Origin of the sequence: Pseudomonas shirazica (assembly GCF_015168335.1) — a bacterium.
Taxonomy (GTDB): domain Bacteria; phylum Pseudomonadota; class Gammaproteobacteria; order Pseudomonadales; family Pseudomonadaceae; genus Aquipseudomonas; species Aquipseudomonas asiatica.
In genome coordinates this window covers 2088989-2107285 of record NZ_CP063456.1, presented here as the reverse complement: position 1 = coordinate 2107285, position 18297 = coordinate 2088989, and the positions used below count along the sequence as shown (strand labels likewise).

At 63.5% G+C, this 18297-nt stretch carries 15 protein-coding genes; 8 read left to right on the top strand and 7 right to left on the bottom strand.

Features of this window, described 5'->3' with window-relative positions:
- Positions 1 to 66 precede the first annotated feature (66 nt).
- The 5 genes from IMX18_RS09675 to IMX18_RS09655 all read left to right on the top strand — a co-directional run bounded on the left by IMX18_RS09675 (position 67) and on the right by IMX18_RS09655 (position 5823).
- A complete protein-coding gene (locus IMX18_RS09675) occupies positions 67 to 1287 on the top strand; it encodes a putative DNA modification/repair radical SAM protein (RefSeq protein WP_013972894.1) in 1221 nt (406 codons plus the stop codon).
- A complete protein-coding gene (locus tag IMX18_RS09670; RefSeq protein WP_013972895.1) occupies positions 1278 to 2120 on the top strand; it encodes a TIGR03915 family putative DNA repair protein in 843 nt (280 codons plus the stop codon). Before IMX18_RS09675 ends, IMX18_RS09670 begins: the two co-directional genes overlap by 10 nt.
- 141 nt (positions 2121 to 2261) lie before the next feature.
- The gene (gene treS, locus IMX18_RS09665) at positions 2262 to 4328 is read left to right on the top strand and encodes a maltose alpha-D-glucosyltransferase (protein WP_015270624.1); all 2067 of its coding nucleotides are present in this window, start codon (positions 2262 to 2264) and stop codon (positions 4326 to 4328) included.
- A gap of 156 nt (positions 4329 to 4484) precedes the next feature.
- On the top strand, positions 4485 to 5111 hold the full coding sequence (locus IMX18_RS09660; RefSeq protein ID WP_015270625.1) for a riboflavin synthase: 627 nt from the start codon (positions 4485 to 4487) through the stop codon (positions 5109 to 5111).
- Positions 5112 to 5121: 10 nt separating this feature from the next.
- Positions 5122 to 5823, top strand: a complete 702-nt coding sequence (locus IMX18_RS09655) for a YoaK family protein (protein WP_013972898.1) — start codon at positions 5122 to 5124, stop codon at positions 5821 to 5823.
- Here the strand turns inward: IMX18_RS09655 and proP are convergent, their stop codons facing one another.
- From proP to glaH, 6 genes are all read right to left on the bottom strand, one after another.
- Complete coding sequence (gene proP / locus IMX18_RS09650) at positions 5824 to 7326, bottom strand: glycine betaine/L-proline transporter ProP (RefSeq protein ID WP_217190122.1); 1503 nt, start codon at positions 7324 to 7326, stop codon at positions 5824 to 5826.
- 159 nt (positions 7327 to 7485) lie between these two features.
- Entirely contained in the window at positions 7486 to 8460 is a 975-nt protein-coding gene (gene hemB / locus IMX18_RS09645) for a porphobilinogen synthase (protein ID WP_013972900.1), read from the bottom strand.
- A gap of 280 nt (positions 8461 to 8740) precedes the next feature.
- Entirely contained in the window at positions 8741 to 9634 is an 894-nt protein-coding gene (locus IMX18_RS09640; protein ID WP_015270627.1) for a PA4780 family RIO1-like protein kinase, read from the bottom strand.
- Positions 9635 to 9721: 87 nt separating this feature from the next.
- Entirely contained in the window at positions 9722 to 11113 is a 1392-nt protein-coding gene (gene gabP, locus IMX18_RS09635) for a GABA permease (RefSeq protein WP_023661037.1), read from the bottom strand.
- 151 nt (positions 11114 to 11264) lie between these two features.
- Positions 11265 to 12527, bottom strand: coding sequence for an L-2-hydroxyglutarate oxidase (gene lhgO, locus IMX18_RS09630; RefSeq protein WP_003260140.1), 1263 nt, complete (start codon positions 12525 to 12527; stop codon positions 11265 to 11267).
- Between the two features lie 114 nt (positions 12528 to 12641).
- Positions 12642 to 13619 carry a glutarate dioxygenase GlaH gene (gene glaH / locus IMX18_RS09625; protein ID WP_015270629.1) on the bottom strand — a complete coding sequence of 326 codons (978 nt, stop codon included), beginning with the start codon at positions 13617 to 13619 and terminating at the stop codon, positions 12642 to 12644.
- 195 nt (positions 13620 to 13814) lie between these two features.
- Between glaH and csiR the strand changes: the two genes are divergently transcribed.
- The 3 genes from csiR (at position 13815) to IMX18_RS09610 (ending at position 16771) form a co-directional block, all read left to right on the top strand.
- Positions 13815 to 14510, top strand: a complete 696-nt coding sequence (csiR, locus tag IMX18_RS09620) for a DNA-binding transcriptional regulator CsiR (RefSeq protein WP_015270630.1) — start codon at positions 13815 to 13817, stop codon at positions 14508 to 14510.
- 211 nt (positions 14511 to 14721) lie between these two features.
- Complete coding sequence (locus IMX18_RS09615; RefSeq protein WP_013972905.1) at positions 14722 to 15402, top strand: response regulator transcription factor; 681 nt, start codon at positions 14722 to 14724, stop codon at positions 15400 to 15402.
- Positions 15380 to 16771 carry a sensor histidine kinase gene (locus IMX18_RS09610; RefSeq protein WP_217190123.1) on the top strand — a complete coding sequence of 464 codons (1392 nt, stop codon included), beginning with the start codon at positions 15380 to 15382 and terminating at the stop codon, positions 16769 to 16771. Before IMX18_RS09615 ends, IMX18_RS09610 begins: the two co-directional genes overlap by 23 nt.
- Positions 16772 to 16905: 134 nt before the next feature.
- Here IMX18_RS09610 and cysS read toward each other — a convergent pair whose 3' ends face one another.
- A complete protein-coding gene (gene cysS, locus IMX18_RS09605; RefSeq protein WP_039614231.1) occupies positions 16906 to 18288 on the bottom strand; it encodes a cysteine--tRNA ligase in 1383 nt (460 codons plus the stop codon).
- Between the last annotated feature and the right edge of the window lie 9 nt (positions 18289 to 18297).

Genomic DNA, 18297 nt, shown 5'->3' with positions numbered 1-18297 from the left:
ACAATCACTTGCAATCCGTCACGTCTCAAAATACTGTATGAATATTCAGTATCACAGGTCAGACCCATGCAACTCATCGCCAAACTCGGCATCCTTGCCGATGCTGCCAAGTACGACGCATCCTGCGCCAGCAGCGGCGCGCCCAAACGCAACTCGCGCGGGGCTGATGGGCTGGGTGCTACCAATGGCATGGGCATCTGTCACAGCTACACCCCTGATGGGCGCTGCGTATCGCTGCTCAAGGTGCTGCTGACCAACTTTTGCCTCTACGACTGCCAGTACTGCGTCAACCGCCGATCCAGCAACGTGCCACGCGCACGCTTCAGCCCCGAGGAAGTGGTCCGGCTGACCCTGGACTTCTACCGGCGCAACTGCATAAGCGGCCTGTTCCTCAGCTCCGGCATCATCCGTTCGGCGGACTACACCATGGAGCAGCTGGTCCGTGTGGCGCGGCTGTTGCGCGAAGAGCACGACTTCCGTGGCTACATCCACCTCAAGACCATCCCCGATGCCGACCCGTTGCTGATCGAGGAGGCAGGGCGCCTGGCAGACCGGCTCAGCGTCAACATCGAGCTGCCGACCGACGCCAGCCTGAAACGCCTGGCACCGGAAAAACAGGCGCACACGATTCGCCAGGCCATGGGCGTGATCCACCAGGGCCAGCAAGCTGTGGCCCACGAACCCAAGGCGCCGCGCTTTACCCCGGCCGGGCAAAGCACCCAGGTGATCGTCGGGGCCGACAGCACCGACGACAGCACACTGCTGCGCAATGCCGAATCGCTGTACCAAGGCTACGGCCTCAAGCGTGTGTACTACTCCGCCTTCAGCCCCATCCCTGACAGCCCCGGCAGCGTCCCCCTGGCCGCACCACCGCTGCTGCGCGAGCACCGTCTGTACCAGGCTGACTTCCTGTTGCGTGGCTATGGCTACAAGGCCGGCGAGCTGCTGGGCCAGAGCGGCAACCTGGCACTGGACATCGACCCCAAGCTGGCCTGGGCGCTGGCCAACCGCGACGTGTTCCCGCTGGATGTGAACCGTGCCGAGCCGGCGCTACTGGCGCGCATCCCCGGCATCGGCCTGCGCAGCGTGCAGCGCCTGGTAGCCCTGCGACGCGAACGGCGCATTCGGTACGATGACCTGATCCAGTTGCGCTGCGTGCTGGACAAGGCGCGGCCATTCATTGTCACCAGCGACTACCGCCCGCCCCAGGCCGAACTGCGCAGCGGCCTGCTGAGGGCGCGCTTGCGTGAGCCGCAGGCCCCGGTGCAGATGGGTTTGTGGGGATGATCGCGCTCGATTGCGACGGCCTGTTCGCCACCTGGCGTGACCAGGCCCGGGTGTTGTTGGGGCATGGCATCGACCCGTCGGAGGTCACCTGGGCGCAAGGGCCGGTGGCTGATTTGCTGGCCGTACCGACAGCGCTGCCGGAAGGCTCCGGTCCCTTTCGCGCCAAAGTGCCTGCGGCGCTGCTCGGCCAGCTGGAACAGGCGGCCCGCTACCGTGGCGAGCACCGCTGGAACCTGCTTTACGAGGTACTGTGGCGGGTGGCCCATGGCGACCGCACTGCAATGCTGCCGGGTGACCGATTGGGCAGTGAGCTGCATAGACGGATCAAGCAGGTCAATCGCGAAGCACACCACCTGCATGCGTTTGTACGCTTCGTACCACTACCCGAAGTATTGGCTGAACAGCTGCAACTCGACCTGGTGGCCTATCACGAGCCGGCGCATGACATTCTCGAAAGCGCCAGTGGGCATTTCGCCGACCGCCTGGGGCGTTTGCGCTGGATGATTGCCACGGCCCACGACGGCATACGCTTCGATGGCCAGGCATTCGACTACCAGCGACAGTGCCCCGAACCCTGGCGCCAATGGGCCCGCAACGCCGAAGACCCTGGTGCCGAATTATGGCGCACCTACTATCGTCATACCTTCAACCCCGCCCGCCTCAACCCCGACGCCTTGCGCTTGCACATGCCCGGGCGGTTCTGGCGTCATTTGCCGGAGGGCATGCTGATTCCGCAGCTCGAAGGCCTGGCTCGGCAAGGCAAGCAACGGGACGGCCAAGCACTGGAGGTCGCCTCTCAGGCTGGCAAACAAATCAGCAAGCCCATACGGTAGTTGCGTATTCGCAAACCTTGATCAGTGGGAATTTCTTCGCGGGCGCGCCCGCGAAACAGCCAAAAGCAATCTCAAGCCGAACGATCAGCCGCCACAGCCGTCATAACCTGAGCCGCTGCCGACACGCAAAGAGGACGCGAAATGACCCAACCCGACCCGTCATACGTCAAATGGCTCGAAGACCGCGCCATGCTCAAGGCCTCCCAGCAACGCACCCACCTGTACTCGGGCCAGTCGCGCCTGTGGCAACAGCCCTACGCCGAAGCGCAGCCCCGCCGCGCCACTGAAATCGCTTCGGTCTGGCTGACCGTCTACCCCGATGCCATCATCGCCCCCGAAGGTTGTTCGGTGCTTGGCGCCTTGGGCCACGAGGCGCTGTGGAAGCGTTTGTCGGAGATCGGCATTCAGGGCCTGCACACCGGCCCGATCAAGTTATCCGGCGGCATTCGTGGCCGTGAACTCACCCCCAGCGTGGACGGCAACTTCGACCGCATCAGTTTCGACATCGATCCGCTGTACGGCAGCGAGCAGGAGCTGATCCAGATGAGCCGCATGGCCGCCGCGCACAACGCCGTGACCATCGACGACCTGATCCCCTCGCACACGGGCAAGGGCGCCGACTTTCGCCTGGCCGAGCTGGCCTACGGTCCCTATCCGGGGCTGTACCACATGGTCGAAATCCGCGAGGAAGACTGGCCGCTGCTGCCCGAAGTGCCTGCCGGGCGCGACGCGGTCAACCTGCTGCCGGCCCAGTGCGACGAGCTCAAGGCCCGCCATTACATCGTCGGCCAGCTGCAACGGGTTATCTTCTTCGAACCAGGTGTGAAGGAAACCGACTGGAGCGCCACGCCGCCGGTGACCGGTGTAGATGGCAAGACCCGGCGCTGGGTGTACCTGCACTACTTCAAGGAAGGCCAGCCATCGCTGAACTGGCTGGACCCGACCTTCGCCGCCCAGCAGATGATCATTGGCGATGCCCTGCACGCCCTGGACTGCCTGGGTGCACGTGGCCTGCGCCTGGATGCCAACGGTTTTCTCGGTGTGGAGACCCGCGCCAGCGGCACTGCCTGGTCGGAAAGCCACCCGCTGTCGATCGTCGGCAACCAACTGATCGGCGGCATGATCCGCAAGGCCGGCGGTTTCAGCTTCCAGGAACTGAACCTGACCCTCGACGACATCGCGCAGATGTCCAGGGGCGGTGCCGACCTGTCCTACGATTTCATTACCCGGCCGGCCTACCAGCATGCGCTGCTGACTGGCGACACCGAGTTCCTGCGCCTGATGCTCAAGGAGATGCATGCTTTCGGCATCGACCCGGCCTCGCTGATCCATGCCTTGCAGAACCACGACGAGCTGACCGTGGAGCTGGTGCATTTCTGGACCCTGCATGCCCACGACATGTACCTGTACAAAGGCCAGACCTTGCCCGGCGGCATCCTGCGCGAGCACATCCGCGAAGAGATCTACGAACGGCTGTCGGGCGAGCATGCACCATACAACCTGCGCTTCGTCACCAATGGCATAGCCTGTACCACGGCCAGCCTGATCGCTGCCGCGCTGGGTATCCGCGACCTTGGGCAGATCGGGGTGGCAGAAATCGAGCTGATCCAGAAGGTGCACCTGCTGCTGGTCATGTACAACGCCATGCAGCCGGGTGTGGTGGCGCTGTCCGGCTGGGACCTGGTAGGCGCCCTGCCCTTGCCAGCCGAAGCGGTCGCCCAGCGGATGCTGGATGGCGATACCCGCTGGATTCACCGCGGCGGCTACGACCTGGCCGGGCTGGAGCCGCAGGCCCAGACGTCTGTGCGTGGCATGCCCCGAGCCCGGGCGCTGTATGGCAGCCTGGACAGCCAGCTGGAGAACGGCGATTCGTTTGCCTGCAAGGTGAAGAAGCTGCTGGCGGTGCGCCAGGCCTATGGCATTGCCACCAGCCGCCAGGTGCTGGTGCCCGAAGTCAGCAGCCCCGGCTTGCTGGTGATGGTGCATGAGCTGCCGGCCGGGCGTGGCATCCAGATCACTGCGCTGAACTTTGGCCAGGAAGTGATTGCCGAGGAGCTGCAACTGACCGGGTTCACGCCGGGGCCGGTGGTGGACATGATCAATGAAACGGTCGAAGGGGATTTGACCGAGGATGGGCGGCTGATGGTGAACCTGGACCCGTATGAGGCGCTGTGCCTGCGGATCGTCAACAGCAGTGGGCATGTCTGAGTTGGATTTGCCCCATTGCCTTCGCCGGTGAAGCTCTGAACGGCAGCCACGCGACTCCTGTGGGTTTCCAGTATCCTGACCAATGGCTGGCTTGCTTTTACCGCTCCACGGGCATAGCGTTCGGAAGTTTTCTTTTCCGTGCCCAGGAGCAACTCCATGTACACCGGCATCGTCCAGGCCGTCCGCCCTCTGCTTGATGTGACCACCTACCCGGGCCACAACCAGTTCACCATAGACCTCACCCCGGAATTGCTCGACGAGCTGAAGATCGGCGCCAGCGTCAGTGTCGAAGGCACCTGCCTGTCGGTCACCGAAATCAACGGCACCCAGGTCAGGTTCGACGCCATGACCGCCACCCTCGAGCGCACCAACCTGCGCAACTTCAAGGCCGGCCAGGGCGTCAACATCGAACGCTCGGCGAAGATGAACGCCGAAGTCGGCGGCCACCTGATGGCCGGCCACATCGCCACCACCGCCGAAATCGTCGAGCTGTCGATCAAGGAAACCGGCGCCTTCATCAAGTTCCGCATGCCAGCGGAATGGGGCAAGTACGTGTTCCCGCGCGGCTTCATCGGGGTCAACGGCTGCAGCCTGACCGTAGCCGATGCCGAGGACAACGTGATCACCATCAACCTGATCCCGGAAACCCTGCGCCAGACCACCTTCCCCAGCTACAAGGCCGGCGAACTGCTCAACATCGAAGTGGACCACCAGACAATGGTGCTGGTCGATGTGGTGGAGCGCACGATCAAGAGCACCCTGGCCCGCGAAATGCCTCGCTGAGTTCCCGAGGATGCTGCCCAACACCCTCCCCGCGCGCACTGCCAAGCGGCTGCGCCTGCAGATTCTGCGTGGTCGTGTCGGCCTCGGCCTGGTCGCCGGCCTGTCCGTACTGGCCGGCATGACCGATGCCATCGGCCTGCTGGCGCTGGGCGACTTCGTGTCATTCATGAGTGGCAACACCACGCGTCTGGCCGTCGCCATCAGCGATGCGGACCTGGCCCTGGTGCTGCGCCTGAGTGCTGCAGTGCTGAGCTTCGTCATCGGCAACGCCCTGGGCGTGCTGCTGGCGCGCGCGTTCCGTCGTCGGGCCTGGCCGGTGCTGCTGGTGGTCGCCGCCCTGCTGGGCTTTGCAGCCGCATGGCCCTTGGCAGCGACCTTGCCCGCGCTGCTCGCCGCCACACTGGCCATGGGCATGATCAACGCCGTGGTCGAACAGGTGAACGGCCTGCCCATCGGCCTGACCTACGTCACCGGCGCCCTGTCACGCTTCGGTCGTGGGCTGGGGCGCTGGCTGCTGGGCGAGCGGCGCAATGGCTGGCGGGTGCAACTGGTGCCTTGGGCCGGCATGCTGCTGGGCGCCGCGCTGGGTGCCTGGCTGCAGCACCACCTGGGCCTGCAGGCGCTAGCCGGCAGCTGCTCGCTGGCCTGCGTGCTGGCCCTGGTCTCGCGGTTCATTCCACGAACATGGCAGCGTGGCTACATGCCACACTGATCACTCGATGCGCGGGTGCTGCTGCACCAGCAACTTGCGCTTGGCCTCCAGTTCGGCAATCTGCGCATCGATGTCCTCTATCCTTTGTTCGATGTTGTCGTGGTGCTCCTGCAGCAGCTCACGCGCTTCCTCGATATCCGATGCTGCCGGTGCCGCGCCGCGCAGCGGCTTGTTGGCGGTTTCCTTCATGGTCAGGCCGGTGACCAGCCCCACGGCGGCGATCACCATCAGGTAATAGGCCGGCATGTACAGGTTGCCAGTACTCTCCACCAGCCAGGCGGCGATGGTCGGGGTGAGGCCGGCGATCAGCACCGAGATGTTGAAGGCGCTGGCGAGGGCGCTGTAGCGGATATGCGTGGGGAACATTGCCGGTAGCGTCGAGGCCATCACGCCGATGAAGAAGTTCAGCAGCACGGCAATGATCAGCAGCCCGGCAAAGATCACCCCCAGTACGCCGCTGTTGATGAGCATGAATGCCGGAATAGCCAGCGCGAACAGGCCGACGCTGCCGACGATGATGAACGGTCGGCGGCCGAACTTGTCGCTGAGCAGCCCGATCATCGGCTGCACGAACAGCATGCCGACCATGATCGCGATGATGATCAGCACGCCATGGTCTTCGCTGTAGTGCAGGTTGTGCGACAGGTAGCTGGGCATGTACGTGAGCAGCATGTAGTAGGTGACGTTGGTGGCGATTACCACACCGATACAGGTCACCAGGCTGCGCCAGTGTTGGGTGGCGACCTCCTTGAAGGACACCTTGGGCCCGGACGCCAGGCCTTCGCGGTCGCCCTGCTCCAGTTTGTCGACATGCTGCTGGAAAGCCGGCGTTTCCTCCAGGGCATGGCGCAGGTACAGGCCGATGATGCCCAGCGGCAAGGCGAGGAAGAACGGCAGGCGCCAACCCCATTCGAGGAACTTGTCCTCACCCAGCACCGTAGAGATCAACACCACCACACCGGCACCCAGCACGAACCCGGCAATCGAGCCGAAGTCCAGCCAACTGCCGAGAACCCCCCGTTTTCGGTCCGGGGCATATTCGGCGACGAAGATCGACGCGCCGGTGTACTCGCCCCCCACCGAGAAGCCCTGGGCCATCTTGGCCAGCAGCAACAGGATCGGCGCCCAGATACCGATGCTGGCATAGGACGGTATCAGGCCGATGGCAAAGGTGCTGAGCGACATGATCACGATGGTCGCAGCGAGGATTTTCTGCCGCCCGAACCGGTCGCCCAAGGCACCGAAGAACAGCCCGCCCAGAGGCCTGATCAGAAACGGCACCGAGAACGTGGCCAACGCCGCGATCATCTGCACGCTTGGGTCGGCATTGGGGAAGAAAACCTTGCCCAGGGCGTAGGCGACGAAGCCGTAGACGCCGAAGTCGAACCACTCCATGGCATTGCCCAGTGCCGCCGCGGTGATTGCCTTGCGCATCTTGCCGTCGTCGACGATGGTGATGTCCTTCAGGCCGATTGGCTGGATGCTTTTCTTGCGAGGTTTCATGTCCGTATCCCTGTCGATGAATGCTCTAAGGGATGAGATACAACGGGACACTAAATAATTCAGCGCTTACGGTTTTTTTGTGTTTTTCCTCACCGGTTGCGGCGCAGGTAAAGAAAAGCCGCTGCGATGGCAGCGGCTTGCATGGGCAACGGCTCGCGGTCAGATGCCTTCGCGGGCCAGGTCCATGGCGAAGTAGGTGAGGATCAGGTCGGCACCGGCACGCTTGATCGCGCCAATGCTTTCACGCACCACCCGGCCTTCATCGATGGCGCCAGCCAGGCCACCGAACTTGATCATCGCGTACTCGCCGCTCACCTGGTACGCCGCCAGCGGCAGGCGCGAGGCGGCACGGATATCGGCGATCACGTCGAGGTAGGCACCGGCCGGCTTGACCATCAGTACATCGGCGCCTTCCTGCTCGTCGAGCAGCGACTCGCGCACGGCTTCGCGGCGGTTCATCGGGTTCATCTGGTAGCTCTTGCGGTCGCCCTTCAGCGCGGTACCACCGGCTTCACGGAACGGGCCATACAGCGACGAGGCGAACTTGGTGGAATAGGCCATGATCGCGGTGTCGTGGAAGCCGGCACCATCCAGCGCGCTGCGGATGGCCTGGACCTGGCCGTCCATCGCCGCCGACGGGGCAATGAAGTCGGCACCGGCAGCAGCGGCGATGACCGCCTGCTTGCCCAGGTTGGCCAGGGTGGCGTCGTTGTCCACGCCGTGGTCGTGCAGCACGCCGCAGTGGCCATGGCTGGTGTATTCGCAGAAGCAGGTGTCGGACATCACCACCATTTCCGGCACGGTGTCCTTGCAGATGCGTGACATGCGCGCGACCAGGCCGTTTTCGTTCCAGGTGTCGCTGCCGACGGCGTCCAGGTTGTGCGAAACGCCAAAGGTCATCACCGACTTGATACCAGCGCGGGCATAGCGCTCGATTTCCTGGGCCAGCAGCTTCTCGGGAATGCGGTTGACGCCCGGCATGCTGGTGATCGGCACGAAGTCATCGATACCCTCTTCGACGAAGATCGGCAGGATCAGGTCTTCAAGGCGGAACTCGGTTTCCTGGAAGATCGTGCGCAGGGACTCGTTCTGGCGCAGGCGGCGTGGACGAACGGACGGGAATTGGTTGGACATGACAGCTCCAGGGAATTTGAACGGCGTATACCTTATGCCTGTCGCGCGCCAGTGAAAAGGCCGGATGACGAGATATTGTCTTGCGTCAACAGCAACAAGCCTGCAATGGCCCTATCGCTGGCAAGCCCTGGCCTTGCCTTCAAGGCATGCGCAGGTCCTGTAGGAGCAGCCTTGTGCTGCGAAGGGGCCATTAAAGCCGAAGGTGATGTGTTACCTTGCAGGCCTCTTCGCAGCACAAGGCTGCTCCTACAGAGAACTGTGCAGCCCTCAAGGCAACATTTTACTGAAGCCAGGGCGGCGCAGGCTCCTCTGCCCTGGCCGCCCCATGCTCAGCCTCGGCCCGCGCGGCTCGCCGGCGCGCATCATCCAGCCGGGCCGCATCGATCTCGCGCATCACCCCGGCCACGTCAGCCGCCTGCTCGTCATCCTCGAACAACCCCGTCAGTGGGCTGTCCGGGCGCAGTTCGCCCGCCTCGTACAAGGCCCACATTTCCTGCGCATACCGGGTACTTTTCAGCTCCGGCGCAAAGCGCCCGAAATAATGGGCCATGTTGGCCACATCGCGCTGCAGCATGCTGAAGGCATGGTTGTTGGCCGCTGCATCCACCGCTTGCGGCAAGTCGATGATCACCGGCCCGTCCGGGCCAAGCAGCACGTTGAACTCCGACAGGTCGCCGTGCACCAGCCCGGCACACAGCATCAGCACGATCTGGCGAATGACAAAGGCATGGTACGCCCGGGCTTCCTCGGCTTCGAGGTGTACGTCGTTCAGGCGCGGGGCCGCGTCACCGTCGGCATCGGTCACCAGCTCCATCAACAGCACGCCGTCCTGGAAATCGTAGGGCCTGGGAACCCTCACGCCAGCGCCGGCCAGGCGGAACAGCGCCGCCACTTCGGCGTTCTGCCAGGCGTCTTCGGCTTCCTTGCGGCCGTACTTGCTGCCCTTGGCCATGGCCCGGGCCTGACGGCTGTTGCGAACCTTGCGGCCTTCCTGGTACTCGGCAGCCTGGCGGAAACTGCGCTTGTTGGCTTCTTTATAAACCTTGGCGCAGCGCACCTGGCTGCCACAGCGCACGACATACACGGCGGCTTCCTTGCCACTCATCAACGGCCGTAGTACTTCGTCGACCAGGCCGTCTTCGATCAGGGGTTCGATTCTTTTGGGTGTCTTCATCAGGCTGCGTTCGGGGTCCTGGCTGTGATGGCGGACATCCTCTCACAGCCTGATGCGACTTGCTCGTCTGTCTTCAGGCCGAGCGACTCAAGCGCCCTGCCCTACGCTGCCAACCACCGCCTCGCGCGCCCGGCGTCGTGTGACCAGAAGGCCCGAACACACCACCAGTACCGCCAGCACCATGGTCGATACTACTTCCAGACGGTGATCCGGGCGGAACAGCATCAGTACCAGCACGCCGCTGATGAACAGGATCACGCCCCAGGTCAGCCATGGGAACAGCCACATGCGGTAGCCCAACGTCTTGCCCTGTGCAGTCAGGCGCTGACGCAGGCGCAGCTGGGAAACGGCGATCACCAGGTACACCAGCAGGGCAATGGCGCCGGAGCTTGCCATGAGGAAGCCGAACACCTTGGCCGGGACCAGGTAATTGGCAATCACCGCCAGGAAAGCTGCGCCTGTGGACAGCAGTACAGCCACCACGGGGGTGCCGCTGCGGCTGGTCACCTGGGCGCAGGCCGGCGCATCACCGCGGCGGCTCAGCGAGTAGACCATGCGCGAAGCGGTATACAGCGACGAGTTGAGGCAACTGGTCACCGACGTCAGCACCACGAAGTCGATGATCGCCTTGGCATTCGGCACGCCCAGGGTGTCCAGCACCGTGACATAGGACCCTTCGGTGGCCAGGCGCGGGTCAGTCCACGGCACCAGCGCGATGACGATGAAGATCGACAGGATATAGAACAGCGTGATCCGCCAGATCACCGAGTTGGTGGCCTTGGAAATATGCTTGCCCGCTTCATCCGATTCGGCTGCGGCAATGGTCACCACTTCGGCGCCGAGGAACGAGAACATGGTAATCAGCATGGCGCTCAGCACCGCACCAAAACCGTTGGGCATGAAGCCGCCACTGTCCCACAGGCGCGACACGCCGCTGACACCGGAGCCTGGCAGCAGGCCGAAGATGGCGCATACCCCCAGCGCGATGAAGCCGACAATGGCCACCACCTTGACCAACGCCAGCCAGAACTCGAACTCACCGTAGTTCTTCACGCTGAACAGGTTGGTGGCGGTCAGCAACAGGGTAATCACCAACGACAAGACCCAGATCTCCAGCTGCGGGACCCAGGAATTGATGATGGTGGCGGCGATATTGGCTTCGATGGGGATGATCAGTACCCAGAACCACCAATACAGCCAGCCGATTGTGTAGCCGGCCCATTTGCCGATGGCGAGGTCGGCATAGGTAGAGAACGAACCGGTGTCCGGTGAAGCAACGGCCATTTCGGCCAGCATGCGCATCACCAGCACCACCAGCGCGCCGGCCAGGATATAGGCCAGGATGGTGGCGGGCCCTGCCTCGGCAATCGCACGGCCGGAGCCGACGAACAGGCCGGCACCGATCACGCCGGCAATGGACAGCATGGTGACATGCCGGGATTTCAATCCATGACTCAAATTGTTCTTGTGGGTTTGCATGGCGCTACCTTGTTGTTTTTGTCATGCCCACGCTGGGGCCGCCGGCTTGCACGTCACCGACGCAGGCGCGAAAAAGCCCGCCCTGCCCCAGATGGTGAGTGGGGCAGTACGGGTTGAGGAAAACGAAACCGCAGGGCGTATTACGGGTAGGTCAGCCGGCAGCCCGCTGACGAGGCGCCAGGTCGGCCTTGGGGAAACTGCCGCCCTGGCGGCCAACCTGCTCGCATACCTTGTCGACGATGTACGCGCCGATCGGGATGGCGGAGGTAGCGGCCGGCGACGGTGCGTTGCACACGTTGACGCTGCGAGCGGTGTTGACGAACAGGAAGTCGTCGATCAGCTTGCCGTCACGCGATACGGCCTGGGCACGCACGCCGGCCGGATAAGGCGTGAGGTCGGCCTTGGTGATGCTCGGGCAGTATTTCTGGACCTGCTTGAGGTAGCCACCCTTGAACAGCGAGTTCTTCATCTCGATCAGGCCTGGGCGGAAGTTCTTCGCCAGCACCTTGAGGATGCCGGGGGTGGTCAGGGTCTGGAACAGGTCGGCTGGGCTGACATCACGCTTGCGGTAACCCTCGCGCTTCATTGCCAGCACGGCGTTGGGGCCAACGGTCACGGTGCCGTCGATCATGCGAGTCAGGTGCACCCCCAGGAACGGCATGGACGGGTCGGGAATCGGGTAGATCAGGTGGTTGACGATCTGGTTGTGCTGCTTGGGCAGCAGGTAGTACTCGCCACGGAACGGGCAGATGACGAACTCGGTCCGCAGGCCCAGCATGCTCACCACGCGGTCGGCCATCAGGCCCGAGCAGGTCACCAGGAAACGGCTGCGCAACTCATCGTCATGATGGTCACCACGCGTGCGCACGACCACTTCGCTGGCCAGCTCCTGCAGGCCAACCACCTCGGCGCCATAGCGGATCTCACCGCCGGCGCGCTGGAACTCGGCGCCCATGGCCGCAGTCACTTCAGCGTAATTGACGATACCGCTGGAGGGCACGAAGATGCCGCCCATGCCAACGATATTGGGCTCGCGCTCGCGCAGTTCGGCCGCCGACAGCCAGTAGCGCTCCAGGCCATTGGCCGCGGTGCGCTCCCACAGCGCCTTCATGCGCTGCATTTCCAGGTCGTTGGTAGCCACCAGCAGCTTGCCGCATTCATCGAAGCGGATACCGTGCTGGGTGCAGAAAGCCTTGGTGGCCTTGTTGCCTTCCAGGCAGAAGCGCGCCTTGAGGCTGCCGGGGGTGTAATACACGCCGGCGTGGATCACGCCGCTGTTGTGGCCGGTCTGGTGGCGGGCCGGGCCGGACTCTTTCTCCAGCAGGAGAATCTTCGCATCCGGGTAGACCTTGATCAGGTGCATGGCCGTGGACATGCCCACAATGCCACCGCCAATGATGATGAAATCGTACACAGCCTTACCTCACACGCAGGCATTGCCTGACTGGCTCACCAAGGCCCGCGCGGGCCCTGGTGGCATCGTTTTGTGCAAAGACGCGAGGGCGGGCGCCCGCCCCGCGCCCTGTCATTATTGCCCGCGCTGGTACAGCGGTTTGGGGAAGGCCACGTAACCGCGCTGGCGCATCAGCTCGCGGCGCAGGCCTTCATGCGGCGTGAAGCGGTCGCGGCCATGCAGCCAGAACAGGTTGTTGATCAGCAGGAAGCTACCCACACCGACCGGTACCGAAAGCTTCTTCTCGCTGCCTTCCAGCGATTCGGACAAGGCGTTCAGCCAGATGCCCTCCTCGTAGTTTTCCGGCTGCACGAACTGGTCGATGTAGCGCATGGTCGGGCGGCCTTCGGCATCGGTGTCGAATACCGAGTGGAACACATCTTCGGACACCTTCTTGCTCGGCGGTGCGGTCCAGCGCATTTGGCGACGGGCCAGCGGGTGGCGGAAGAATTCGTCGCACTGCTCCCAGTCGTCCAGGTGCAGCAGCAGCGAGTTGCCGCCTTCCATGTTCTTTTCGTCAATCTTCAGCATCAGCACGTAGTCGGTGATCTGGTTGACGAAGGTGCCGTCGTTGTGCAGCTCCATGACCCGGTGCGGCTGGCGCAGGTAGCTGTCGGAGTTGTCGGTGTTGACCACCACGAAGCGGGCATAGAACTGGCCGCTCATGGCGTCGTAGTTGGAGCGGCCGATCAGGTGTGCGCAGGCGGTGGTGAACTTGACCATGTCCTCGGCCTGGCTCACGTCATCCAGGCCGACCGGGGTGATCAGCATGCCGCCGCTGGCGCGGTTGAGGATGGTATTGAGCAGCACCGGCCGCAGGGTGCCCTGGCACAGCTCGTCGAGGATCTCGCCAACCCGGAAGCGCAGGAACGACTTGTACTCCAGCGCCTGCACCGGCCACTGGGCAACAGCCTGGACGAACGCTTCGACCGTTTCGCGGGCAAAGGTGAGCTCAAGCAGGCGCGGCGACTGTTTCGAAGGGGCGATGGTGTAACCACGCGGCTCGAGCGGCAGTGGCATCACAAGTTCGTCGATCTGCGTAAAAGCGTTCATGGCAGTGTCCTGGCAGAAAAAATGAGTAGCGCCGTCCGGGCATGACCTGGATCAGTGCGGGCGAGCTAAAATTATCGCCATAAACGCAAAATGTCTACATTTTTATTTTTCAAAGACAGAATGTATTTTTGTCCATTGTTTTTCGCCGGCGAACGCTTTCGGTATGATCGTCAAAACCGTTTGAGGAACAGGACCTTGGAAGCGCTCGCCCCCCGACAAAACTCAGCATTCAGCGGGTATGAGAGGCTCAAGAAGGACATCATCCGCGGCGTGTTCAAACCCGGCGAAAAGCTGCTGATGAGCACCCTGAAGGAGCGCTACGACCTGGGCGTGGGCCCGCTGCGCGAAGCACTGTCGCAGTTGGTGGCCGAGCACCTGGTCAACGCGATCAGCCAGAAGGGCTACCGTGTGGCGCCCATGTCGCTGGACGAGATGAACGACATCTACGATGCCCGCGCCAACCTGGAGGCGATGATCATCACCCTGGCCATCGAGCGTGGCGACGACGCCTGGGAGGCGTCGGTACTGGCCCACTCGCATACCCTGGCCAAGGTGGTGGAAGTGAAGACCCGCGAGCAGCGCCTGGATGTGTGGGACGAACGGCACAAGGCGTTCCACACGGCCATTGCCTCGGGCTGCGGCTCCAAGCACCTGCTGCAGGCGCGCACTTACCTGTTCGACCAGGCCGAGCGCTACCGGCACCTGTGGCTGACCCAGACGGTGTTTTCCGAACAGGCCCTGGAGCTCAAGCGCCAGGAGCATGCGGCTCTGGTGGAAGTGATTCTGGCCCGGGACGCCAAGCGCGCCAGTGCCATGATGCGCTCGCACCTGATGACCCCGGTGCCGATCATTGCGCAGATCATGCATGCCGAGGGTATCGGCGCACGCTAGAGGGTTGCTTTGTATCCCTCAGGGCCCTATCGCCGGCAAGCCAGCTCCCACAGGTACTGCGCTGCCTTCGGGGCCTGTGGGGTCTCTGTGGGAGCTGGCTTGCCGGCGATAGGGCCAGGGCAGGCAAAACGCGCCAGATGAATTTTTCTTAAATCGCCGTTTGGCTATTCTTTGGCACAATCAAGTCTCCAATAGATGCCCGGGAACCAGCATGCCTCGCGTACTGACTATCGAAGACGACGCCGTCACCGGCCAGGAAATCGTCGCCGAACTTACCAGCCACGGCCTTGAGGTGGATTGGGCCGACAATGGCCGTGAAGGCCTGGCCAAGGCCATTGCCGGCGGCTACGACCTGATCACCCTGGACCGCATGCTGCCCGAGGTCGATGGCCTGACCATCGTCACCACGCTGCGCAACCTCAAGATTGCCACGCCGATCCTGATGATCAGCGCCCTCTCCGACGTCGACGAGCGGGTGCGCGGCCTGCGTGCCGGGGGTGACGACTACCTGACCAAACCGTTCGCCTCCGACGAGATGGCCGCGCGGGTCGAAGTGCTGCTGCGCCGCAACAGCGTACCCATGACCCAGACCCGCCTTCAGGTCGCCGACCTGCAACTGGACCTGATCAGCCACGAAGCCCGCCGTGGCGAACAGACCCTCAACCTGCTGCCCACCGAATACAAGCTGCTGGAGTACCTGATGCGCCATAGCGGCCAGGTGATCACGCGGATGATGATTTTCGAGGAAGTCTGGGGCTACCACTTCGACCCGGGCACCAACCTGATCGACGTACACATCGGTCGCCTGCGCAAGAAAATCGACTCGCCCGGCCAGTCGCCGCTGATCCGTACGGTACGGGGCTCCGGCTATGCCATTGCTGAACCCGTCTAAGGGCTGGAGCTCCTCGACCAGCCGCCTGCTGGCGCTGTACAGCTTTCTGTTCGTGGCCTGGAGCAGCATCCTCATGGGGGAGCTGTACTTCGAGGTGTCCAGCTACCTGAACAAACTCACCCGCCATTCGATGCTGCAGCGCCAGCACCTGTTCGCGCACATGAGCGGCAAACAGCTGGACGACGCCCTGGTCGCCAGCCAGGCCTTCGAGGAACGCAGCTTCGACGCCTACGGCCTGTTCGACAACCAGCTCAATCCGATCGGCGGGCGCATTCGCGCCATCCCGCCAGAGCTGGGGCTGGACGGCAAGGTTCACGAACTCAAGCGCTGCCTGGACGCCGACGACCCGCACATGCCGCGTGACAGCTGCGACGCGGTGGCGATCAAGGTGCAAGATGGCCGCTGGCTGGTGCTGGTGCGCGACAACGGCTCGCTGTTCGTGGTCACCCGGATCATCCTGCATGCCCTGCTTTGGGGGATCTCGCTGACCCTGATCCCGGGCTTTGCCGGCTGGTACCTGCTGAGGCGCCGCCCACTCAAGCGCATCCGCGCGATCCAGGCCCAGGCCGAACTGATCGTCGCCGGTGACCTTACCCACCGCCTGCCGCTGTCGGCCCGGCGCGACGAGCTGGACATGCTGGCAGCCATCGTCAACGCCATGCTCGACCGCATCGAGCGGCTGATGCACGAGGTCAAGGGCGTGTGTGACAACATCGCCCACGACCTGCGCACCCCGCTCACGCGCCTGCGCGCCCAGCTGTACCGCATTCGCCAGCAAAGTGACGCTGACTCCACCCAGGCCGAGGCACTGGACCAGGCCATTAGCGAAACCGACACCCTGATGGCGCGTTTTCGCGGGTTGTTGCGCATCAGCGAACTGGAAGACCGCCAGCGGCGGGCCGGTTTCGTCCAGCTTGACCCGCACGAGTTGCTGGTCGAGCTGCACGACTTCTACCTGCCGTTGGCAGAAGATGGCGGCATCCGCCTGGAACTGCAGCAGCCGGCCGAACTGCCGGCATTGCATGGTGACCGCGAACTGCTGTTCGAGGCACTGGCCAACCTGGTGGGCAACGGCATCAAGTTCACGCCCGAGGGTGGGCTGGTGCGGATAGCGGCGACGCAGGACGACAAAGGGCTGCACCTGGCCATCGAGGACAGCGGGCCGGGTATTCCGGAAGAGGAACGTGCGGCAGTGCTGAAGCGCTTCTACCGTAGCGATGAAGGCCACCGCCATGCGGGGTTCGGGCTGGGGTTGTCGATCGTTGCGGCGATCGTCGACCTGCATGGGTTCGGGCTGGAAGTGGGGGAAAGCGAGCTGGGTGGGGCGAGGCTGGTACTGCACTGCCCGCTCGCCGGGCTAGCCAAATAGAAGCTGGGGCCGCTATGCGGCCCATCGCCGGCAAGCCAGCTCCCACAGGGACTGCGCAGTTCTTCAGTATTGCGCGGTTCCTGTGGGAGCTGGCTTGCCGGCGATGGGCTGCGCAGCAGCCCCAATGACATCGATCAGTCGGCCAGACGCCAGGTAGTCCCACCCTTGCTGTCTTCCAGCACCACACCCATGGCGGTCAGCTGGTCGCGAATGCGGTCGGACTCGGCCCAGTTCTTGTCCGCACGCGCCTGCAGGCGCGCCTGGATCAAGCCCTCGACCTCAGCGGCATCCACCTTGCCTTCGGCCCCTGCACGCAGGAAGTCATCGGCTTCCAGCTGCAGCACACCCAGCACGTCACCCAGCTCGCGCAGGCGACCTGCCAGGCCGGCAGCAGCCTCCACGTCGCTTTCGCGCAGGCGGTTGATCTCGCGCACCAGGTCGAACAGCACGGCGCAGGCTTCGGGGGTGCCGAAGTCGTCGTTCATGGCCACGCTGAAGCGCTCGACAAACTCTTCGCCACCCTTGGCCGCCACCCGTGGCAAGCCACGCAGGGCGTGGTAGAAGCGCTCCAGCGCGCCCTTGGCGTCGCGCAGGCTGTCTTCCGAGTAGTTGATCGCGCTGCGGTAGTGGCTGGCCACCAGCAGGTAGCGCACCACTTCCGGGTGATACTTCTCGAGCACGTCGCGAATGGTGAAGAAGTTGTTCAACGACTTGGACATCTTCTCGCCATTGATACGAATCATGCCGCAGTGCATCCAGGCGTTTGCGTACTGCTTGCCGGTGGCCGCCTCGCTCTGGGCGATCTCGTTCTCGTGGTGCGGGAACTCCAGGTCGCTACCGCCGCCGTGGATGTCGAAGCTTTCACCCAGGCAGCAGGTGGACATCACCGAGCACTCGATGTGCCAGCCCGGACGCCCCGGGCCCCATGGCGACTCCCAGCTCGGCTCGCCCGGCTTGACGCCCTTCCACAGCACGAAGTCCAGCGGGTCCTGCTTGGCTTCGTCGACCTCGATACGGGCACCGATGCGCAGGTCTTCGATCTTCTTGCGCGACAGCTTGCCGTAGCCGACGAACTTGCCGACGCGGTAGTACACGTCACCATTGCCTGGGGCATAGGCATAACCCTTGTCGATCAGGGTCTGGATCATCGCGTGCATGCCGGCGATATGGTCGGTGGCACGCGGCTCCTGGTCCGGCGGCAGGATGTTCAGGCGGCGCTCGTCTTCGTGCATCGCGTCGATCATGCGGGCGGTCAGGGCATCGAAGCTTTCGCCGTTCTCGTTGGCCCGGTTGATGATCTTGTCATCGATGTCGGTGATGTTGCGCACGTAGGTCAGCTCGTAGCCGCTCTTGCGCAGCCAGCGGGTGACCAGGTCGAAGGCCACCATGCTGCGGCCATGGCCCAGGTGGCAGTAGTCGTACACGGTCATGCCGCACACGTACATGCGCACCTTGTTGCCATCCAGCGGCTTGAAGGTTTCCTTCGTTTTGCTCAGCGTGTTGTAGATGGTAAGCACGGCGGTTCC